Origin of the sequence: Lactobacillus sp. B4015, assembly GCF_026536055.1 — a bacterium.
Classification (GTDB): Bacteria; Bacillota; Bacilli; order Lactobacillales; family Lactobacillaceae; genus Lactobacillus; species Lactobacillus panisapium.
In genome coordinates this window covers 38387-59098 of sequence record NZ_JAFNOY010000004.1, presented here as the reverse complement: position 1 = coordinate 59098, position 20712 = coordinate 38387, and the positions used below count along the sequence as shown (strand labels likewise).

The 20712-nt window shown below is 33.1% G+C and carries 16 protein-coding genes, 1 riboswitch and 1 other annotated feature (1 of these 18 running past the window's edge); of the genes, 1 reads left to right on the top strand and 15 read right to left on the bottom strand.

The genetic code is table 11. The features are described 5' to 3' along the window. Positions 1-100 (bottom strand) — a binding site (T-box leader) (it extends 142 nt beyond the left edge of the window). 84 nt (positions 101-184) lie between these two features. From J3U71_RS04965 to J3U71_RS04915, 11 genes are all read right to left on the bottom strand, one after another. Further along, entirely contained in the window at positions 185-1480 is a 1296-nt protein-coding gene (locus J3U71_RS04965) for a PTS sugar transporter subunit IIC (protein ID WP_267392929.1), read from the bottom strand. Positions 1481-1492: 12 nt separating this feature from the next. After that, the gene (locus J3U71_RS04960; protein WP_267392931.1) at positions 1493-2881 is read right to left on the bottom strand and encodes a glycoside hydrolase family 1 protein; all 1389 of its coding nucleotides are present in this window, start codon (positions 2879-2881) and stop codon (positions 1493-1495) included. An 86-nt stretch (positions 2882-2967) separates the two neighbouring features. Beyond that, positions 2968-3066, bottom strand: a riboswitch (purine riboswitch). 475 nt (positions 3067-3541) lie between these two features. Then, on the bottom strand, positions 3542-4036 hold the full coding sequence (locus J3U71_RS04955; protein WP_267392933.1) for a prolyl-tRNA synthetase associated domain-containing protein: 495 nt from the start codon (positions 4034-4036) through the stop codon (positions 3542-3544). After that, the gene (locus J3U71_RS04950; protein ID WP_267392935.1) at positions 4029-5237 is read right to left on the bottom strand and encodes an MFS transporter; all 1209 of its coding nucleotides are present in this window, start codon (positions 5235-5237) and stop codon (positions 4029-4031) included. Before J3U71_RS04950 ends, J3U71_RS04955 begins: the two co-directional genes overlap by 8 nt. A 296-nt stretch (positions 5238-5533) precedes the next feature. Beyond that, positions 5534-6439: a phosphotriesterase family protein gene (locus J3U71_RS04945; protein WP_267392936.1), complete on the bottom strand. Its 906-nt coding sequence runs from the start codon at positions 6437-6439 to the stop codon at positions 5534-5536. 5 nt (positions 6440-6444) lie between these two features. After that, the gene (dgoD, locus tag J3U71_RS04940) at positions 6445-7590 is read right to left on the bottom strand and encodes a galactonate dehydratase (RefSeq protein ID WP_267392938.1); all 1146 of its coding nucleotides are present in this window, start codon (positions 7588-7590) and stop codon (positions 6445-6447) included. Positions 7591-7605: 15 nt separating this feature from the next. Further along, entirely contained in the window at positions 7606-8880 is a 1275-nt protein-coding gene (locus J3U71_RS04935; RefSeq protein ID WP_267392940.1) for a PTS galactitol transporter subunit IIC, read from the bottom strand. Positions 8881-8900: 20 nt separating this feature from the next. After that, positions 8901-9200: a PTS lactose transporter subunit IIB gene (locus J3U71_RS04930; RefSeq protein ID WP_220269320.1), complete on the bottom strand. Its 300-nt coding sequence runs from the start codon at positions 9198-9200 to the stop codon at positions 8901-8903. A 1-nt stretch (position 9201) separates the two neighbouring features. Continuing rightward, the gene (locus J3U71_RS04925) at positions 9202-9669 is read right to left on the bottom strand and encodes a PTS sugar transporter subunit IIA (RefSeq protein WP_267395704.1); all 468 of its coding nucleotides are present in this window, start codon (positions 9667-9669) and stop codon (positions 9202-9204) included. A gap of 4 nt (positions 9670-9673) precedes the next feature. Continuing rightward, positions 9674-10291 carry a bifunctional 4-hydroxy-2-oxoglutarate aldolase/2-dehydro-3-deoxy-phosphogluconate aldolase gene (locus J3U71_RS04920; protein WP_267392944.1) on the bottom strand — a complete coding sequence of 206 codons (618 nt, stop codon included), beginning with the start codon at positions 10289-10291 and terminating at the stop codon, positions 9674-9676. Further along, positions 10281-12332, bottom strand: coding sequence for a BglG family transcription antiterminator (locus J3U71_RS04915; protein ID WP_267392946.1), 2052 nt, complete (start codon positions 12330-12332; stop codon positions 10281-10283). The genes J3U71_RS04920 and J3U71_RS04915 overlap by 11 nt, the downstream gene beginning before the upstream one ends. 795 nt (positions 12333-13127) lie before the next feature. Between J3U71_RS04915 and J3U71_RS04910 the strand changes: the two genes are divergently transcribed. After that, positions 13128-14270, top strand: a complete 1143-nt coding sequence (locus J3U71_RS04910; protein WP_267392948.1) for an SLAP domain-containing protein — start codon at positions 13128-13130, stop codon at positions 14268-14270. A gap of 109 nt (positions 14271-14379) precedes the next feature. On the opposite strand, the gene J3U71_RS04905 is transcribed toward J3U71_RS04910, so the two are convergent. The 4 genes from J3U71_RS04905 to J3U71_RS04895 form a co-directional block, all read right to left on the bottom strand. Then, a complete protein-coding gene (locus J3U71_RS04905; protein ID WP_416381421.1) occupies positions 14380-15066 on the bottom strand; it encodes a restriction endonuclease in 687 nt (228 codons plus the stop codon). Then, on the bottom strand, positions 15063-15230 hold the full coding sequence (locus J3U71_RS11635) for a hypothetical protein (protein ID WP_416381420.1): 168 nt from the start codon (positions 15228-15230) through the stop codon (positions 15063-15065). Before J3U71_RS11635 ends, J3U71_RS04905 begins: the two co-directional genes overlap by 4 nt. Before the next feature lie 326 nt (positions 15231-15556). Continuing rightward, positions 15557-16267, bottom strand: a complete 711-nt coding sequence (locus J3U71_RS04900) for an N-6 DNA methylase (protein ID WP_267392950.1) — start codon at positions 16265-16267, stop codon at positions 15557-15559. Beyond that, positions 16267-20664 (bottom strand): Eco57I restriction-modification methylase domain-containing protein, encoded by a 4398-nt coding sequence (locus J3U71_RS04895; RefSeq protein ID WP_267392952.1) that lies wholly within the window; start codon positions 20662-20664, stop codon positions 16267-16269. The genes J3U71_RS04900 and J3U71_RS04895 overlap by 1 nt, the downstream gene beginning before the upstream one ends. Positions 20665-20712: the final 48 nt, after the last annotated feature.

Sequence of the window (20712 nt, the reverse complement as noted above, 5' to 3'; positions counted from 1 at the left end):
AGAAGCCCATGTTCATTATCTGTTACCTGCTAGCTTTCACCAACTGCCAGCTCTCTTTATTGGTTACCATGATAATTACTCTGCTTTTCAAGATGAAATTATTAAATTAACTTTTAAGTTAGCATTCTACTTTGAAGTTGTCAATAGGTTAAGGTTATTTTAATTGATACCTTAAACCTTGTAATTAATTACTTTGACCATTCTCTTCCTTTAATAATTCTTTCTCATAAACTTTCATAAATGGATAATATAATGCCATATCTAATAAAATTAAAATTAGAACTAAAGCAGTTGCACGCCAATCCATAGTTGATAAAAACGCACCAATTGGAGAAGGCATTTGCCAAGAAAATAAAGCAAAAGTTTTCTTAACTATTCCTAAAGACATGGCTAAATAGCTAATAGCCGCATTTAGTACAGAAGTAAAAATAAAAGGAATAAAAAAGACTGGATTTAGCATCAATGGTGTTCCAAAAATCATCGGTTCCGAAATGTTGAATAAGGCTGGAATAAGTCCAACTCGACCAACTGTTTTCATTTGCTTTGACTTAGAAAATGACATGATTATAGCTAATGCTAAAACCGAACCACAACCACCGATAATAACAAAATACACCCAAAAAGGAGTGGTAAAAATTCTTGGCAAAGCCTTACCTGCTAATTTAGCTGATGCATTGATTGATAAATTACCATCACGTATTGGCCCTAGTATACCCGCTAATGCTGCATCGTGAATACCGAAAAACCAGAAAAGATGAACTAAAATGGTTAAGAAAATCGTCGCAGGAAGACTATCTGCTACTTTAAAGCTTGGAGAAAGGAAGCCGTAAATTGCTTTAACTGCTGTTGTGTGATTACTCTGGCAAATAATGAAAATAATAGCATCAACTGCTAGAATAACTAGTGCTGGAACAAAAGAAGCAAAACTTTCTGATAGAGCAGAAGGAACACCCTTTGGCATTTTTATTCGGCCAAAGTCATGCTTACGCATAAAATGATATGCTTCCGTAGTAAGAATTGCGATTAAAATGGCAATAATTATTCCGCGTCCATCCCAATAACTAATATCAACAATATTTCCTGTAAAACCAAGTTTTTTAGGATCAAAAACGAGCATGAAAAAGCCCGCTAATGAAAACATAATTGGAGATAGTGGATTTTCCTTATAGTGTTGACAGAGAAAATAGGTAATGCCCACACAAATAAAGACAGACATTGCGCTCATTGAGATAGCACTCAGCCAACTTAAAGTAAGAGAATTCTTTTGGGCAAATTTAGCCCATAAAATCAAAAAGTGATTACTGTTTCGATCAACAGGAGGAGCGGCACCAATAATAACAAAAATTGAGCCGAACAAAGTAATCGGCAAAAGGGTCATAAATGTATCTCTAATCGCAGCTAAATGACGTTGATTAGCCATTTTATTAGCAAAAGGAGTAATATATTTATCCATCCAAGAAGTTATACTATTAAGATCCATTTTGATTGCCCCCTATAATTTCTTTCGATTAATTAAATCACCGTTTGAGGCAATTATCTTTTTATACCAATAGTAGGAAGCTTTGGGTTTCCTTTTTAACGTTGAAAAATCAACTGCAACCAAACCATAACGTTTTTCAACACCATTCATCCAGGAATATAAGTCAAAAGGTGACCAAGTAAAGTATCCACGAACATCAACACCAGTATCCTGGGCATTCATTATTGCATTAATGTGATCATTCATGTACGAAATACGATAGTCATCTTTGACTTGTGATACATCAATGTTCTCCCGAAAACCAACACCATTTTCAGTAATAAATATGGGTAACTTATATTTATTGTATGCTCGTATTAAGCCCTCTTCGAGCCCTTTAGGGTAAATTTCAGTGTCCCATTCAGTATATTCGCTATTTGGATCCATTACTTGTTCAAACCAATTTTTAATGCGCATTTGGGTAGAGCCTTTTTTCCCTGAATTATTAAATACCATCTTGGTCCCACCATTTGTATATGGTTTTACAAGAGTTCTCGCGTAGTAATTAAGTCCTAAAAAGTCAACTGTATTTTTTTGAATCGTTGTAAGACAAGCAGGTTTTATGAAAGATATATCACAAGATTCAGCGAGTTTAGAAATTAAATCAATTGGGATTTTGCCTAAGGCAGCAGTATCCAATACCCAATTATTGGCATAATTGTCAGCATTACGCATAGCAATTTGTGTCTCAATCGTTTCATCTATACCATCTACTGGAGAATAACTATGCACAATCCCTATTTTGCCATGATAATGATCTGCTCGGAATTTACGAATAGCTAAAGCACTGGAGTACATAACATTAAAGCCACATTCAACGGTATGTTGTAGATTTTTTTCACCGGGAGGATAATTTCCAATTAAATAACCATTAACTGTAAACCACTTCGGTTCATTAAAGGTTGACCAATAATAAACTCGATCACCAAATGCTTTAAAACAAACTTGCGCGTAATGGGCAAAAGCATTACAGATATCCTCATTTAACCATCCGCCGACTTCTTGCCAGTATTGCGGTAAATCCCAATGATATAGCGTAACAAAAGGAGTAATTCCTTCTTTTATGCAACAGTTAATTATTTTATTGTAAAAAGCTATTCCTTTCTCATTAATTTCGCCTTCACGATTTTTGATAATTCGAGGCCAAGATAAAGAAAAACGGTAGGCATTTTGTCCACCCTCCTTCATCATTCTAATATCTTCCTCAAAATGATGATAATGATCACTTGCGACATCACCATTTTCTAAATGATTCTCATGCAAATAATGATCCCACATTGATTCAGCCTTATTGTCAACGTTCCAAGCTCCTTCACATTGATATGAGGCTGTGGCTCCACCCCATAAAAAGTCTTTTTTCATTTCAAACTCCTAAAAATAATTTTTGAATAAAGTGTAATTTTGTCAAAATTACAGTAATATAGATTATCAAAATGGCAACTAGGCCTAGTTTATCTCCAATTACCTATAGTTCGGAATTTAGGGTTCCAAAGTAGAAACGGCCGACCTTATTACGACGATATACAGATAACGCATTAGCTAATAATTTCATTCTAGCAAAGCAAACTTTATTGTTCAATACCTTTTAAAACACTACTCTCTAATCATAATTAGATTGTAAAAGAAACTTTTTTCTTTAAAATAGCTACAATATGTTTAATTTATCAGATATGATTTCTCGAACTTTCTAATTCAATCGTTTTAATTTAAAAAATAAACAGTTAAGTAAATGTAAGCGAGTTCCAACCTAAAATTCTTCAAATTTAATTGTTCGTAAAAGCAATTCCCATTTTTGGTCAAAATAATACATTGGTGATCAAAAATGAAATCTATTAATATTATTATTGTAAATAATAATAAATCAGCTTAACAGCAGTTTAAAATCTTATTACAAACGGCCGTTGGCAAAAACCAGTGTAAGGTTCATAGTACGTCAAGCCACACATATGCAATTGTAATAACTTTAATACATGGAAATGAATTTAAAAACAAAAGCTGACAGTCGAGTCATAAAGGCTAAAGTTAATCCGACATAATTTTGGTAACGTAAACCGGATTACCATGTTCTTTAATCAATTTGATCAAGTCACCACTATTAAGCCAGATAGTTGCTGTATTGTCATTGGGATGCATTCCAATAAGAGGCTGTTGCAAAAAATAAGCATCCAAGTATAGTGGAATCTGCACATCTGCATTATTTAGTAACGATAAGGGCGTGACAGAGCCAGGCGTGACTTGCAAAAACTTTTTTAAATCTTCTGGTGAAGCAAAAGTTAACCGCCGCGTGCCGAATTTTTGGCGAAATTGCTGCAGGTTAACTTTTTTATTGCCATTAACCGTCAGTAAATAGTAATGCTTTTTTTGGTCGTCGCGAATAAATAAGTTTTTCGCATCGGCTTCAGGATGAGGCAAATGTAAATTAGCTAAATCGGCCATATTGAAAACAGCTGGATGATCAATTTTTTCATAATTAATCTGATGCTGATCAAGGTAACGTAAAGTTTCTAATTTATTCATGACTGGAATCCCCCTTTGTTCGTAAAATTAAGACATATGCAATGCCAATCAGCACAACTGTAACGACCGTAGTTGAAGTTAGCATAATAATTGTCCCGTAACTTTGGACAATTGCTCCAATAATTGGATTGATGATCATCGTGACTAAACTAGTGGCAAAGGACAAGCCAGAAATAAAAGTTGCACGAGACTGATCGCCAACCCACAAGTTTAGCATTTGCATGACCACCGGATCTAAAATATCTAACGTAATATACAGTAAACCGGCACCTAGCAAAAAGAAATACTTGTTGCTCTGCAATTGCAGCCCGGTTGAAACTAATAATATACTAGCGATTAAAATTGTTAGCGTTGAAAACTTTAATTTAATTAAGCGATATGCCTGTGTGGCTACTAGACCACCCGCAAAGCTAAACAACATAAAGACGCTGCCGTTTGCGGACGCATCGAAACCCAACTGGGAAAGATAATTGGGTAACAACATGAAAATCGCATTGACAACGGCTGTGATGATAATCATAAAAATAAACAAAAAAAGAATGTTTGGCGAATAAACCATATCTTTGAAAACTGACAAAATACTTTTTAACATGCTCGAATATGATTCTTTTGCTTCATTTTCAGATGTCGCAATCTTTTTCTGTTCTTTTGTGACAGCGATAATGGAAATTGCTCCGAGTAAAAACAATGACTGAAAAAGGTACGGCATTTTGACATTAAGGGTAAATAAATACCCACCAACAGCCGTCGCTAGCCCGAGAATAATTGAGCTAATCAATTGCATATTCCCGCGGATTTTGCCGTAACTGTTTTCTGCACCATCATTGCGGATGCCCTCATAAAATAAAGCATCATCAGCACCACTGGTTAAGGCATTGGCTATTCCTTCCAGCCCAAAAGAAAGTACTAAAACTGGGAAAACTAGGTTTTTAGGTAGAAAAAGCGCAGAAATTGTTATTAGTGGCGTTAGCACTGAGACCAATAGACCTGCAAGCACTACTTTCTTATTTTGAAACATATCGCTCAAAACACCACTAGGAATTTCTGCAAAAAACTGGGCAAACATATAAATTGATTCTAACAGTGAAAATTGTACTAAATTTAGCTTTAAAATTTGAACAACAAATAACACGCTGATTATGCGGGAAAAGCGTGTATTTTTAAAGGCTGTATAAAGGTAGTATTTAATTGTATTGGTCATTTTTTAAGTCCGGTGGTATGATGTTGAAATTATTTAACGGATAACATTTCCGTAAAGGCTAAACTTGGGATTTTTGTTAAAATTAGATTAACATGATTTAAGGGCTTTGTAAAATGGGTATTAGTTTATAACTAAAAGACCTCGCCTCAACACAATTACCAAGGCGAAGTCTAGTAAAACTAATTAGCTTTATGCGTCAACTAGATTTTAAGAAATTAGTAAAGATTTTATTTTTTATTTATCAAAACTGGTTTGAAAATAAAGCTTTTTAACACATCATGCTTTATGCAATCTATTTAGTCTGTTGACAAAATTCTTTTTGGATTATCAACTATCATTTTATTAAATACTTCTTCTCCAAGCTCTGATTTTAAAGTGTCTTTTAAGGTAGTAATAATATATCTTAATCCGGGTTGCCCATTATAAGATAAAAAATATTTTTTTCTACCCATATCTCCTGCTAAGCAAATATAATTTTCATATCCATCCCTAACTAACTCACTTAACATTTGGACTCGTTTTTGATCATGACTACTAAGTTCACGGCCCACATGGTCAAAGCTAACACTGGCTCCTGTATCACATATTTTTTCAATGTAGGTGATGTCTTTCATAATATCGACATGACTTAAACAAATGTGACTTAAATCTGCTCCTTGAGCTTTCAAAATTTTCAACTGCTCAAGGGCCATTGTTCCCTTATCACAATGTGTGATCATTGGAATATGAGTGTCATGCTGCACAATTCCTTCAATTTGCAAAATTCTTTTTTCTCTTTGAGTAATTTTTTTATAACTTGTACCAGCTTTCATAGCAGCTGGTAATAAATGATGTGAACTAACGCCATTTGTTATTTCGCCAACTAAAAAATCATAAATTTGTTGGTCAGATAGCTCATCAATCCATTTGGGCATAAACTTTTCTTTATGAAATCCCGTTACAAAGCAAACATTTATTCTAGCTTTTTTTGCTATGCTTTCTAAAGCAATTGGATTTCTACCATAATTAATCGGAGTTAAATCAACGATAGTCTTACCACCATAATTTTTAAAATCAACTGCTTCTTCTACACTTTTATCAACATCGTCGAAAGTATAATCATAATATTGAGGTAATGCATTTGGAATCACAAACAAATGATCATGAATATAAGTGATACCCAACTCTTCTGACGAAACAGGTCCATTAACTGTGTTTATCATTATCATCACCATTCAGCGATAGTGCCATCATAGTTAATCCAAGAAGGGTTATTCCACACTAAGCCTTGTTGAGCAACTTCTTTAATTTTATCTTCGTCCATCTCAATCCCTAAGCCCGGCTTTTTAGGGATGTTCACAAAACTATTCTGATACTGAAAAATTTCCTTATTTTTAACAAAATCAAGCAAATCAAATCCCTGATTATAATGAATACCCAAACTCTGTTCTTGAATAAAAACATTAGGCGTACATGCATCCACTTGGAAAGTTGCTGCAAGTGCTACTGGCCCATAAGGAGCATGGGGAGCAACAGCCATGTCAAAAGCTTCCGCCATAGCGGCAATTTTTCTTTCTTCCATTAAGCCACCACAAAGAGAAATATCTGGTTGAACAATGTCAACCGCTCCCTGCTGAAAAAGCCGTTTAAAATCCCAACGAGTATATAATCTTTCTCCCGTTGCAATAGGAGTAGATACTTCATTTGCGATATTTTGAAAGCTTTCCCAATTCTCTGGCAAAACGGGTTCTTCAATAAACATTGGATGATAAGGTTCAAGTGCTTTAGCTAAAACTTTGGCCATAGGCTTGTGAACTCGACCATGAAAATCAATTCCAATCGCCATCCTATTGCCAAACTTATCTCTAATAGATGCAACACGCTCAACTGCAGCATCAACTTTTTCATAAGAATCAATATAGTGCATCTCCGATGTTGCATTCATTTTTACCGCTCTAAAGCCTTTATTCCAGCGTTGTTGTGCCATCTCCACAACATCTGATGGGCGATCTCCGCCTATCCAAGAATATACCTGAAGTCGATCACGAACAGCCCCTCCAAGCAACTCGTAAACTGGAACATTAAAAGCCTTACCTTTAATATCCCACAATGCCATTTCTATTCCCGAAATTGCCGTTCCATTGATTGGACCGCCCCTAAAAAAAGATCTATGTAGTCTTTGCCATATCTTCTCAATTTGAAAAGGATCTTTGCCAATTAATTTACTTGCCATCTCTTTGACACAAGCGACAACTGTCTCAGTCTTAGTACCTGAAACTAATTCTCCCCAGCCAGATATTCCCTCATCAGTCATAATTTTGATAAAAATCCAGCGTGGTTTTACTTTATAAACAACAAAATTTGATATTTTCATTTTTCCCTCAACAGATTAAAAAATCATCTTTAATAGCTCAGCAATTTTATAAATAATAAAGCCAACAATATGTGTTCCGGCATCTTCTGTTGAAATATATTGGACACCTTTTGCCAAGTGAAAACCACCAGCAATAGCAAGTTGAGTGTGAATTGGAGCCAAAGCAGTACCAATCCAAAGAACACAACATGTTATTACAATAGTAGATAAAATTCCTCTAAACACATTTCCCTTGCTAAAAGCTACTGGCCAAGCTGATAGCCACATTGCTTGATAAGCAATATCTGAAATTGGGAGCAAATGATTGCCCGGTAAAATAGCTGCCAGAAGCAATGTTATTGGAACCATAATAATGCCACAAGCAATAGCAGAAGAATTAGCAACAGTTAATGCTGCATCAACACCTATAGTAAATTTATTCCCAGGAAATTTCTTATTAAGTAATTCTTTAATTGAATTTGCGAAGGGAATTAATCCTTGCATTAAAATTTGCATCATTTTCGGAGTCAAAACCATTGTAGCTGAAGTACTCATTCCAACAATAAGAATTTTGCCAAAATCTTCTTCTGCTAGCACTCCGATTAAAACACCAATGACAAATCCCATGAATAATGGTTCACCAACAAAGCCAAATTTTTTTTGAATCTTTTCTGGTCTACCATCAATTTTTTTAATTCCTGGAATTATACTCCATAGCTTGTTCAACAACCAAGCAATTGGAGCCCAACCAACAGAGTTGGCAGTAGGAAATGAAATTCCTTCTAATCCAAAATATTTTTGTGCTAATGGAGCCGTCCAATCAGCTAATTTAAAACTAATAGCCGCATCTATTGCAGCAGCTGCTAAAGAAGCAATAGCACTTTTGGTTATATACCAAACTAAAGCACCAGTAAAAATATAGTGGTTATATGACCAAAAATCTACCATGACCGTGTTGGTGGTCTTAGTAATAATCATTAAGATATTAAGGGCTAAAACAACAAAGACAACAACAGCTGCTAGTGGAAAAGCCCAAGTAGCTGCTGCTCTTGCTGGCCAGCCCACATCCATAATACTGGTCTGAATTCCCCAATGCTTTACCATTGCTTGTACAGAAGGACCTACTTGTTGAAGAAACCAGTTAATAACAATATTTACACCAGCAAAGCCAACTCCAATCGTTAGCGATGACTTAACTAACGTTCCCAACTTAACTCTAAAAATAAGACCTAAAACAAAGATAACAATTGGCATCATAACCATTGGACCTAACCCACTGATCCAATTTAATGCATTAATAACCCAATTCATAAAATTCACTTCCTCCTATATCATTTTTTTAGAGCAGCAAGTATTTCTTCTGTAGGTTTATCCTCACCAACTCCAGTTACGAATGGTGTACCCAAAATCACCGGTGTATTTTCAGTAACATTTTTATCCAGCTTTCCTGTTGGAACAATGAAATCAACTTTATTAGTAGCTAGGTTGCCCTGAACTTCCGAAAACTTACATTGAATAATATTAGGCTCAGGCAAACCATTCTCACTTGCAATACTTCTTACTTTTTCTGAAGCTAAAGTTGATGTAATCATTGAGGATGCACAACATACAATGACAGTTTTTTTATTCATTCTATTTACCTTCCTTAAACAAATTAACAATTTCATCTTTATCTTTTGCTTTAATTACTTTTCTTAAAAAATTTTGATTTTGAATAATTTTCATTAATTCTTGTAATAAAAGTAATTGCTTTTTCGGATTATCAAATAAAATCTGAATAATAATATTTACAGCACATTCTTTTGAAGGGTCATCCATGCGTCTGAAATATACAGGGTCTTTCAAAGTTGTTATAACTAGTTGAGTGGTTTTACTATGTTGATAATCTGTATGTGGAATCGCTACACAAATTCTTCCTGTTTTTAACCCGGTTGGAAACTGTTTTTCCCGTTTTTCAACACTTTCCAAATATTCAGAATCTATTTTTTGCTCATCAAAAAGATGCTCACAGATTCTTTTATAATAAGATGAAGGATTCTCGAAAGTTTGATTTAAGAAAATGTCACCTTTAGAAAGCAATTCACTTTCCACATCTATCACCGTCCTATGCCTTTTTGACTAAATCAATTAATGCTTTGTGTAACTTATTTACATCTTGCTTAAAGACATCTTCTTTTCTAAAAGCACTTGAGCCGATCCCAGCAAATTGAGCACCATTTTCGAAAAAGTCATGAACATTATCTTTAGAAATTCCACCAACTGCCATTAAAGGAATCTTTCCTAAAGGCGCTTGGATAGCTTCAAAGTATTTAGGTCCCACAGTAGACGCTGGAAAAACTTTAATAATATCTGCCCCATAATTTAGCATTTTAAAAATTTCATTTGGTGTTAGAACTCCCGGTACTGTAATTACCTTTTTTCTTTTAGCATATTCAATCATATGTTTGTTAAATGCACAGGCACTTAAAATAAATTTTGCACCTGCATCAATTGCATTAATTTCATCTTTAAAAGTTAAAACCGTACCAGCTCCGATTGTTATTTTGTCTCCAAATTCACTACTCAGCTTGGTAATATCTTCTACTGCGTGCTGAGTATTCATCGTTATTTCAACAGCAAAGTTATTTTCCAAGCCACTCATTGCTTCTAAAATTGTATGTGCTTGTTCAAAAGAATATCCTCGCAAAACAATGGTATATTTTGGATATTTTTTAGTTTTCATGTTTATCCTCTATTTCTATAAACTTAGAGATCATTTGATAAACATCTAATGATGTCTGACAATTCGTTATCTGACTTATTATTTTTTGATTCATCGCTAAGCGGGCAAATTGCTTAACAGCTCTTGAATAATTTGGATGACTATATAATGCTACTGGCGCTATGACAAAAACTCTTCTGTTATATGGTAGTTTAATTGGCCACTTAGATATGAAAAGGCTTATTCCATTTCCCAAAATTCCTGTTTTTGGTAAAGAATGAGGAATTGAGATATTTGTTCCTAAAAAGCTATAGTTATTAGGTGAATTAATTTGACGTTGTAATTCTTTCTCATATCTTAATTCTATTTTTTTATCTTTTAATAAAGGAGCCAAAGCCAAATGTAGCGCTTTTTTCCAATCTATATTTTTCTCTTGATTTATAACAATATAATTAGGATTAATGTAGTATAGTAAATTAGGGAAGCCCCTATAATTGGTAACATTCCAATTATTAATTAAAAGTACTTTTTCAATTTCGTTTTTTAGTTTTTGACTATTATTAATTTTTGCGTATTTAGAAATTAGTTTTAGTAGCTCATTTACTTGATCATCATTTTTTTCTATGCCTAATTGTTTTAAAACTCTGTAACGTAAAGCTATTTTTTCAGAATAATTCATATCAGGTTTTACAATGTATTCAAGTTTGTTCGTCTTCAGTGGAATGGTTGAAAAGACAACGTCGTAACTAATTTCAGAATTTTCAAATTCACGCATTGACATGGAAAATAAAAAAATAATTTCTGGAAATAGTTTTTCCAAAACTCTAATTAGAATATTGGACATAATAATGCCATTTGAACAAACAACAACTGCCTTATATTTGGTCTTTTTCTTACTAATTGAGCTCGATTCATTTACTAGTTGATAACCGAAATAATAAGTTAGGATTTGAATCTCATTTATAGGAAAAGAAGTGCCGATCCATTTTTCTAATGGTTCAACTAACTCCTTAACTATTTTTAAAAGTATTTGATGATTCTGATCAGTTTCTACATCCATCATTCCAATATTAGGTAGATGATATTTTACCCGATAACAAGCTGGCCTCAAATGATTCATCAATCTTTTCTCAAAAATAGTTTGATTATCTATTTGTACTAAAGTCTTTTGCTTAAAACCCTCGACTATTTGATGAGTAAACCTAAAAATTTTCTTTTCATCTGTGCCAAATAGTAAATTTGATTTATCATAAACATTAGAAGTTAAAATTTCTAATGAGATCCACTTCAAATCATAATTATCCAAATTTTTTAGTGCAGGATAGTTTTTTAAAAACTTGTATTCATTTGTTTGAGAGATAAAAGAATCATCATGGTTTGAGACTTGCTTTTTAGACTTTTGACTTCTCAATAATATAACTTGAATGATAAATTTTAAGGCCATAAAATAAGTATCAGAAAAAATAACCTTAAATTTATCCTCAATATCCATTATGAGAACAGTCGCTTTTTTAGCGATTGTTTTATTTTGTGTAATTTCTAAAATTATGTCATCAGTAAATAGCTTGGCATTATTAGAAAACAAGAGTGTAGCTAGACGATAAATATCATCTTTACTACCATTGAGAAAATAGCCTTCTGTACGATTATATTTCAGTTCCACATTACTTTTCTTTGCCAATATTTGAGCTTTTTTAACGTCATTAGCTACAGTCGTTTTAGAATAACCAAGAAACGAAGTTAAATGATTAAGTGAAACATAATTCGTGTTTAAAGTTAAATAGGCTAAAATCAAAGTGATCCGATCGTTATCAGAATACTCTTCGGGATATTCTTTTTCATTACTCTGGAGTAACAGCTCAATCGAATGATCATATCCAAATGAACCATTTCTATACCTGATTATTTCTGGAATATGCATGGATCTTAATTGATCATTAATTAGTTCAATCGCATAATTTATTTGCCTTCTACTTAACGATAATTTTTGCATCATCTCCGATATTTTAATATTAGGTTCTTTTAACAAAAGGGAAATTAAATTCTGGATACGTTTATTCATATTCACTCCCCCTTTCACTTTCAATTATAATATTAAAAAAGCAATTTATGTATGCGCTTTCGTAATGAAACTTGTATAAGCTAATATTGTAGGTTAGACAATTATTGTATAAAGCAAATAAAAAACATGACTTAATTTTTGTCTTTTCTTTAATTGGCTCAAGTATATTTGAAGCCGTATCCCTTTAATCTTTTACTTCAAACTGAATGATGAATTTTAAGAGCTAAAACATGTGACTTTTAATTTATCTTCAATATCCATTTTTGTGTGACTTAGGTAATAATACTGATATTGAGACCACAGAGTTAAGTGAAAACTTAAAAATGTTGTTATAATTAAAAGCGAAGGTAATCTAACTGCTAGCAAAAATATGTGAGCTATAGCCCGATCACAACTAAAATTTAACCAAGTATTCAGGTAACTCTCTTTTAAGAGTGCAGGTTTTAGATTAAAGACTGCTTTGGATCATACTTGTGCTTAAGATAAAGTTGTAGACTAAATCATGTTAATATGGATGATAGTTAAGTAAATACTATTGAAAAAGATAAAGTCATTGAGAAAAATGATTTTAATGACAATGAGTAAGCACATATAAAAACTTTCTGACCAAGCCTATAGAGAGTTTCAAAGGATTCATAAATTTACTAAAATTCACTTTTAAGTTGATAGATATTCATATATGGAGCTGGACGATGCCAAATGGCACAGGATACTAGAAAATTACTTGAAATTAATAATTATGAAATTTATCGTTATTTTTATATACCAAAAACACAGTAAAAAGGAAAAATAAAAATGGGAAAACAAAAACGGTTATTTAGAGTAATAATTACTACATTATTCAGTGTTGGTACGTTGGGAGCACTTAATAGTGCACAAACAGCACAAGCTACAAAAACTTCTCATAGTATAAGTTTGAAACATAATGCCTATGTATATAACAAAAGTGGCATTCGCAAGAGTAAAAAGAGCTTGAAAAAAGGACACCGTTTTGTAACTTATGGTCTTAAAACAATTAAGGGCAAAAAATATTATATTTTGTCTAAGGGTCGATTTATTAAAGCCTCTAATGTAGTAGGAAAAAAGTCTAATAGTAAAAACAAGTATGATTTAACAATAAAACTGCTTAATTCAGCACCAGTATTTAATAGTAAGGGCCACTCATTAGGAATTACTTTTAAGAAAGGTTTAGTTACAGTCGCTAAAGGTAAAGCTAAAATTAAAGGCCAAGAATATTATGCTTTAAAAAATAATCGTTTTATTAAAGTGAACGAAGCTAAAGTAATTGATGATAAACCAACTAGTATTTCTAATGTCCCTACTCAATCTATACAAAATAACGCTAATAGTAATCAAAACGAATCCAAGAACGACAAGCCTACTCAAAAGGAAATAGATTATTTATTAAAAGAAAAAGGATATGTTTATTTTTCTGACAAGGAATTAGCACAGATAAAAAATTATTTGTGGGAAAAAATTCAGAATTATAGAGTGGAAAATGGTTATGAAAAATACAAATCTAATCCAGAATTAGATGCTTTTATTAAAAAAGTTTCTTCAAGCTCAAACAATATGTTTTTGTATTCAGAAGATATAAATAATCAAGAAGTTGCAAAATATTTACCAACCTTAGCTGGTAAGGGTATGAACGCGGTTCAAGCAGTTGACCATTATAAGTATTATGGTAATTATATTGGAGCACCGGCCAACTTTAATTTATATGATCGTAATACTGAACATGTTGCTACGGAAATCTTTAACAGCTTAAAAAATGATCCATTTTATGAAAGTAAAATTGTAGGTTTATTTGATAAGAAAGCATTTGCCTCATTAGGATTAAATTATAACTGGGACGGTACTTATTCAACGGTTGGATTAGTATTTATTGAAATTGCTGGTACAAGCACTGAGTGGACAAATTACTATAACGCAAATTAACAAAAACTGACTTAATGTTTCCTTAGATAAGAAAAATTAAGTCAGTTTTTTTGATAGATTCTTTAGTATGGTTAATCCTTTAATAACTTTAATAATAAGTTTTATTCAATCAATCTTTATCCGTATAAAAGTCCTTCAAGCGGTAAGTAGTTACCGGTTCAACATAATAATTATACTTGGCAACTAAATCACAGATTTCATCACCATTGATCAGGGTAATAATCCGTGTGCCCTGACGAGCGGTCTTCACAGCATCCCTGGTAAAATCGGAATTAGTAATAAATATTCCAAATTCCGCATTATATTTATCCATGGCTCCTCGAAATTTATCAATTTCTGGTGAAGAAACTTTACTATGCCAGCGCTTGGCCTGCAAAGCTACTCTGGTCGTGCGGTAGTCATCAGACCGAACATAGCCAAAGCCGTCTAACCCACCATCAGCAACATAACTAACCCCAATTTGATCATCAACATCAATACCCATTTTGGTTAAAAGACCGCGACAAAATAGTTCAAACTTTTTTGGATTCATTTTCATTAAGGCATCGAGCAAATCTTCTCTCCACTGGTCCTCTTCTGTTTCTTCATCAGTTGAGATACTACTTGCAGCAACTTCATCTAAATTTTTGGCCTTTAATTCAGTTGAATTGTTGTCTTCTAAAAATGGCCGAACATCTTTTTCTGCATCAAAAATGTTAAGGTCAATCTTGCGCTCCCTTTCTGACAGTTCAAGTATTCGATTATCATCCGTATTAATAAAACCAACTAAAATTAAACATTTAACGGCAAAGTTCATTGTGTAATCAAAAGGGTGATATCTTTCACCAGTTTTTTAGATACTCGTGTTTTATCAACTTCGGCTTCGGAAATGACTTCAGAGCTGTCACGAATTTCATTACGTATATCTTTTCTGGTCACTTGACCGCCAAGTTTATGCATCGCAATTAAAACTTCTTTCATTGCCAAATTTTCACTATTAATTTGTCAATTAGCCATTTAAATTGTTCCTTTAACTATCTCAATTATACTACTATCTTTTATTATAAATCTATGATGATATTCATACAATTTCCCATGAACTGAACAACTACTTGCAATATTAAAAATGACACATACCTATTTTGTTTGCAAGTATGTGACATTGTTTATGTTTCAATACTATTTTTATTTACTCTCGAAGGTCAAAATTACTCTGCTAAATAAAAATAATCCATGAGAACCTATCATAAATTTCATATTATCATTTTCAGAAATAATCAAAAAATTATATTTTTTTGTCCTTGCGCTTACTCTAACTCTTCTTTATAAATATCTGTCCATTTGACAATAGCATACTTCTTTTCCGAATGTTCTACTTGTTCTTCTTGCCTACACTCAGAATTATCGATAAATAAACTAATTTCTTCATATTTTTTTCTTTTCACAGTATCCTGCTTGCCACTATTGAGAATGGACTCAAAGGTATATTCCAAACGCTCAACCTTTTTAGTTCTACCCTTAACCAACTTCCATTCTGAAAAAATAATCGGTGTACCATCAGCCGCTAATGCCTTTAAAGTATCACCCTGAGCAATATTAGCTTTAATAATAGTTTGAGCGCTTTTTAATACGTGAGTGTTTGGTTTTTTTGCTGAAAATTTAGAAATGACCGCACCACTATAAAGCTCAGTAAAAGTCATTATCATATTCATAACTAACATTTCGACATTATCTTCCATGATTTCAATGCCATATAAAGTTGACAGTGCAATTAAACAGTTCTCTTCATATTCTTTTTCTGTATGACTCTGTTTTTCGGCCACATGCATTTTTCTTTTTAAAAGTTCAACTAAAAAAGCTCCCTCACCAGCTGAAGGCTCCAAAAAAGTTGCAGTAAGATCCTGTATCTTTTCTTTAATTTCAGGTTGATTCAACATTAAATTAACAGTCCTCTTTGGCGTAAAAACTTCTCCAAAATCTTTAACACGTACAACCGATTTAATCAAACCTTTTTCCATTACTTCATAGCCTGCACTCTCATTTCGATGAAGTTAATTTCATCTTCAGATAAGTTATATTTTCTATAAAAATACTGATCAATTTCTGATATTGATTTTGACCAATCTATATCAGAATCAAAAGTAAAATCTTGAAGAGGGACAAAACGATAAGTTTTTTGTGTACCGTTTTGATTCGCTTTTGCTAGTCCTATCAAAAATCTCACTATTTTTGTTTTTAAGTACTTAGAGAGATTCACCGCACTAGTGTAATTTAAGTTTAAATCCGCACCAATTGTCAAGTAAGATTCATTTGCTATAGTACCTGGAATACCGATAATAGTATTTAAGTTATCATCAGGAAGGTCCGTGGAAATATTATTTGCAAAAGCTGTAAATACTTTGTATTTTTTTATCCAGTTTCTACGTTTAACAATATTTTCGGAATTCAAAAAGTACCTTTTTCCTTTACTTGCATACATAGTAATCGAATTTTTAAAACTTTTTGTGGGAAATTTGTTTTCTTTTGTCGTAAATCCAAAAGGATTACGTTCTGAAACAAATTTATAGAGCATTTTTGAGCTTGTCTCAAAATCTGTATCTATATATTTACAATCAAATAAATGTTTTATTATTTTTAAAGACGTATTTTCAGAAATAAACAAATCTAAGTTATTTAATTTATAAGGCCTGATTCCCTCTGAAATTACTTTTTTATTCGCAATTGTCTTAGAATAAATTTTGTTTTTATTGTCATATCCATTTTGCCATAAAAAGAAATTTACTCCTCCTCGTAAATTAACATTTGGAAAAATGTCTTTAGCTGTTTCGAAGTTAACAAATGATTTAAATCTCTTATCATTCAACATCTCTTTTCGAAACTTATCTAATCCTTTTCCACCTACAAACCAAACGCTAGGAGTGATCAAGCATATACAAAATGGATTTAAATTTATAGCGAGTTCGATAAACTTATCATAAATTGGTTTAGCACTCCCTTTCCCAGCATCGTTATCTTTTTCATCATATGGTGGATTCCCAATTACAACATCAAATTTCATATTATTAAATAACCTACCTATCTTTTTAGCCTCTAAATTCACATCTTTTCTTGAGTCCTCAACAATATTGTCGACAAATTCTATGTTCACATCCATATCATGATAGCCAACCAAAGTTCTTCTGGCAATAGCTGCAGCCATCGGAGTTTTAGCAATAACAAATATATTTTCACGTAGCACACGCTGCCAAATCATTAACTCATCTTCGAAAGTAAACTTACCAGCGGTATCATTATTTAATTTTTGGTATTCTCTCCAATAAATTGACATAGCAGCATATAATGGGTAAAGCCCTGTTTTAGCATTGATTTCCAAAATATGGCTAGTGTTAGAAAAAATCTTATCTGTATATTCAGTATGTATCCAATGATTAGCACTCTTACCTTTAGTAGTTGTGTATTTATACTTGTCATCATAGAAGGAATAGCCACCTAATGTCATGCCTAATTGCATGTTTACTACTCGCCACGGAGTTAGAACGGTTTCTTTATCAGGATTATGAAACGTACCAAAAATCTCAGCCAAATGTTCAACACGATTAATAGGATCTTCTCTATCTAATCTTTTAACTTTCTGACGAATAATTTTTCCTGCTTCAATGAAAACATCTTGATCATAGTATTTGCTAAACTTAAGAAATAATTCCTTAGTTACCCCTTTAGGCATAAATTCATGCCACGATTTATCATCTACTTGACTTACCAATTTGTTAATATTAATATCTTCATCTAGCTTAACATTCATACCATAAATCATCATCGGTATCCGAATCGAAATTGAGCGTAAAACAGAAATCATCGTTTTGCGTTGCTTTTTTAGTTCGTTTATTTTGTCGATAGCAGCCTGTTCCTCAGCTGTACGTTGTCTCTTAGGCTTTTTCTCTCCTTTTATTGCTCTGTCATATTCTTCTTGGTCAAGACCTTGTTTATTAACATCAATTTTCTCAGGCCTCTTTTCAGCTTTAGTTGTACCTAGAGACGCTTTTAAGTTGTTAAAATCCTCTAAATCTGCTTCTTTTAGCATTAATAGTTTATCACTATACAAAGAGTCATCATCAAAACCGGTACGTACAGCTTTTTCAGCATATACACGCTTAATTTTAGCCAGCAAGGAATCTACCTTATATGGCCTCATGCCATGTCCGGATTCACCAACTATTGGTAAGAAGTTTAACAGCTCTCCCATCTTGGCCTTTTGAACACTGGATGTCAATTTCCCGACACCAGTATTCAGCTTTGTTGAAGCAGCCATTATTTTTAAAGCTCGATCTGGCGCAAAGTCAAAAATATAGCAATTAGTTTTTACACCAAATGTCGGTGAAGAATATGGCGTTTGGGCTCTAAAGGCAGCTTGTAGGTATTGCATTGCGCTATTAGTATTGGACAAAAAGACTACCCCTGTCCAAGGTTTGATTGTTACACCTGTTGTTAACTTTCTAACTGTTAGCGTAATTGTTTTAGTGGCCGCTGGATCCTTGCCAATAGCATCATTGACTTGCTTAATATCACTTTCAGAAGTAATACCATTATCGTCTCCGTTACGTACCACGTTAACAATTTTATAGTCCATGCCAAATACTGAATGCTTTTTTAGTAATTTTTCTAATGCATTAGCTTCCTTTACCCCCGGTAAAATCCAGAGCGTATGACGTAATCTATCACGAAACTCTTTGGTTGAAAATGGATAGTTAGTTTTCATATCAGGCTGAGTAATATTATCGAGAAAATGACTGACTTTTTCTTCATATACAAACTTTCCATCGTCATTTACTCGGAAAAACTCTTTAAAATTGAATGAATGTGTTTCATCTAGAAAGCGCTCTTCCTTTAATTTCTTATTCATTTCAAAAGTGTACATCGAGACTTTAGGCAATTCCTCATAAGGATTTGGCTCATTAGGATGTTGTTCATTCCAAGAATATTTCGCTTGTTGTTCCATAACATAGTCCCAAGTGTAAGTTGTATCTTCATCATATTGATCCAAAATATTAAAGGGTGTACCTGATAACTCTAATAGCTTTGTCTGCCCCTTTTTAACGACCAAATTGGTCACGCTTTTGGCTAAATCAGTTTGTGTACCTTCATGAGCTTCATCAATTATTACTAAATCCCAGTCAGTTGCAAATAACTCACGATTCTTATCACCAGCAGTCCCGCCGGCCACTTTTGATCCTCGTAAGTCCTGTAAACTTGCAAAATAAATAAACGGTTTATTACTATTTAAAAGATATTCGAAATTCTCTCCTTCTTTTTTAGAGCCATATAAGTATCCTGCCTCTGACATTCCTAATTTTTGAAAATCACTAAACCAACCTTCGTCTACAACGGGGCGATGAGTCATAATTAAGACATGCTGATATCGTTCCTCCTTCACAAGCTGCAAAGCAGAAAGTGTCTTCCCGAAACGCATTTTTGCGTTCCAAAGCATTCGATCATGTCTTTTAAAAGCCTTCTCTGTTTTTTTGATAGCATCTGATTGCTCAGGACGCAAAATCAATTTGATCATCGCATTATTTTTGGCAGGAGCATCAATTGACTTTCGTCCCTCTTTTACTGCAGTAATAGCTCGTTTTACAGTTTCAAGATCCGTCTCAAACCACTCTTGGGCCGTTCCCATTTCTTTTTTCTTAATACCAGAACGTTCCAAAACTTCGTGCACATCATAGTCCCGAAACCAGCTATTATCAGACTTACGATAAGCTAATTCGGCCCAGCCTAACTTATAAGGAACTCCAGCCGTTCCCATATATTGTTTAATTCTGCGCTCAGCTACTTTTCTCAGATCAGCACTATTAGGTTTATTATCCATTTCATAGTCGTCGATCGAGGTATCGCCGACTTTTTCTAACCCTTCATAAGCTGGCCACTTACCATTTGTATTATCACCAGATTCAACATAAATTAATTTTCGTTCGGCTGTTTGATATAAACTATTTTGCTTCGGTTCAAAGAAATTAACAATGTTTTCTTGACCATCAAAATAACTATTAGCAAACCACACCAAAATTTCATATAGTTTCTTTAATCCTTCTAGAGCCTGAGTTTTACTATATTTATTTAAAGTGTGCGCTGCGCTATTGCCAACAGACTTTAACTGGTAAAGTGCGTCCAATATCTTATTATCAACCAAATTTCGTTGTTTTAATATGTGTAATTTATCATTAAGTGTACTGTAATAATTGACATCTACATAATTGTAATCTAAAACCATTGAAGCTACTGCTTCGATAATCTTTCTGATTGATTCAAATTCATTGCTGAATTTGCCTATAGTATATAGGTCTTCTGCATTTCTGGCCTCTTCAAATAGGACTTGAGAATCCATATCTTTATTTAAAAATTCAAAATTGCTTTTCATATAATTTCTACCCATTAAAAAAATTCAGTTTTATCTATATTTAATTAT

Bases quoted from the DNA above. Each gene is read 5' to 3' on its own strand.
- J3U71_RS04965 (WP_267392929.1), bottom strand. From the start codon at position 1,480: ATGGATCTTAATAGTATAACTTCTTGGATGGATAAATATATTACTCCT.
- J3U71_RS04960 (WP_267392931.1), bottom strand. From the start codon at position 2,881: ATGAAAAAAGACTTTTTATGGGGTGGAGCCACAGCCTCATATCAATGT.
- J3U71_RS04955 (WP_267392933.1), bottom strand. From the start codon at position 4,036: ATGAATAAATTAGAAACTTTACGTTACCTTGATCAGCATCAGATTAAT.
- J3U71_RS04950 (WP_267392935.1), bottom strand. From the start codon at position 5,237: ATGACCAATACAATTAAATACTACCTTTATACAGCCTTTAAAAATACA.
- J3U71_RS04945 (WP_267392936.1), bottom strand. From the start codon at position 6,439: ATGATAAACACAGTTAATGGACCTGTTTCGTCAGAAGAGTTGGGTATC.
- dgoD (WP_267392938.1), bottom strand. From the start codon at position 7,590: ATGAAAATATCAAATTTTGTTGTTTATAAAGTAAAACCACGCTGGATT.
- J3U71_RS04935 (WP_267392940.1), bottom strand. From the start codon at position 8,880: ATGAATTGGGTTATTAATGCATTAAATTGGATCAGTGGGTTAGGTCCA.
- J3U71_RS04930 (WP_220269320.1), bottom strand. From the start codon at position 9,200: ATGAATAAAAAAACTGTCATTGTATGTTGTGCATCCTCAATGATTACA.
- J3U71_RS04920 (WP_267392944.1), bottom strand. From the start codon at position 10,291: ATGAAAACTAAAAAATATCCAAAATATACCATTGTTTTGCGAGGATAT.
- J3U71_RS04915 (WP_267392946.1), bottom strand. From the start codon at position 12,332: ATGAATAAACGTATCCAGAATTTAATTTCCCTTTTGTTAAAAGAACCT.
- J3U71_RS04910 (WP_267392948.1), top strand. From the start codon at position 13,128: ATGGGAAAACAAAAACGGTTATTTAGAGTAATAATTACTACATTATTC.
- J3U71_RS04905 (WP_416381421.1), bottom strand. From the start codon at position 15,066: ATGAACTTTGCCGTTAAATGTTTAATTTTAGTTGGTTTTATTAATACG.
- J3U71_RS11635 (WP_416381420.1), bottom strand. From the start codon at position 15,230: ATGAAAGAAGTTTTAATTGCGATGCATAAACTTGGCGGTCAAGTGACC.
- J3U71_RS04900 (WP_267392950.1), bottom strand. From the start codon at position 16,267: ATGGAAAAAGGTTTGATTAAATCGGTTGTACGTGTTAAAGATTTTGGA.
- J3U71_RS04895 (WP_267392952.1), bottom strand. From the start codon at position 20,664: ATGAAAAGCAATTTTGAATTTTTAAATAAAGATATGGATTCTCAAGTC.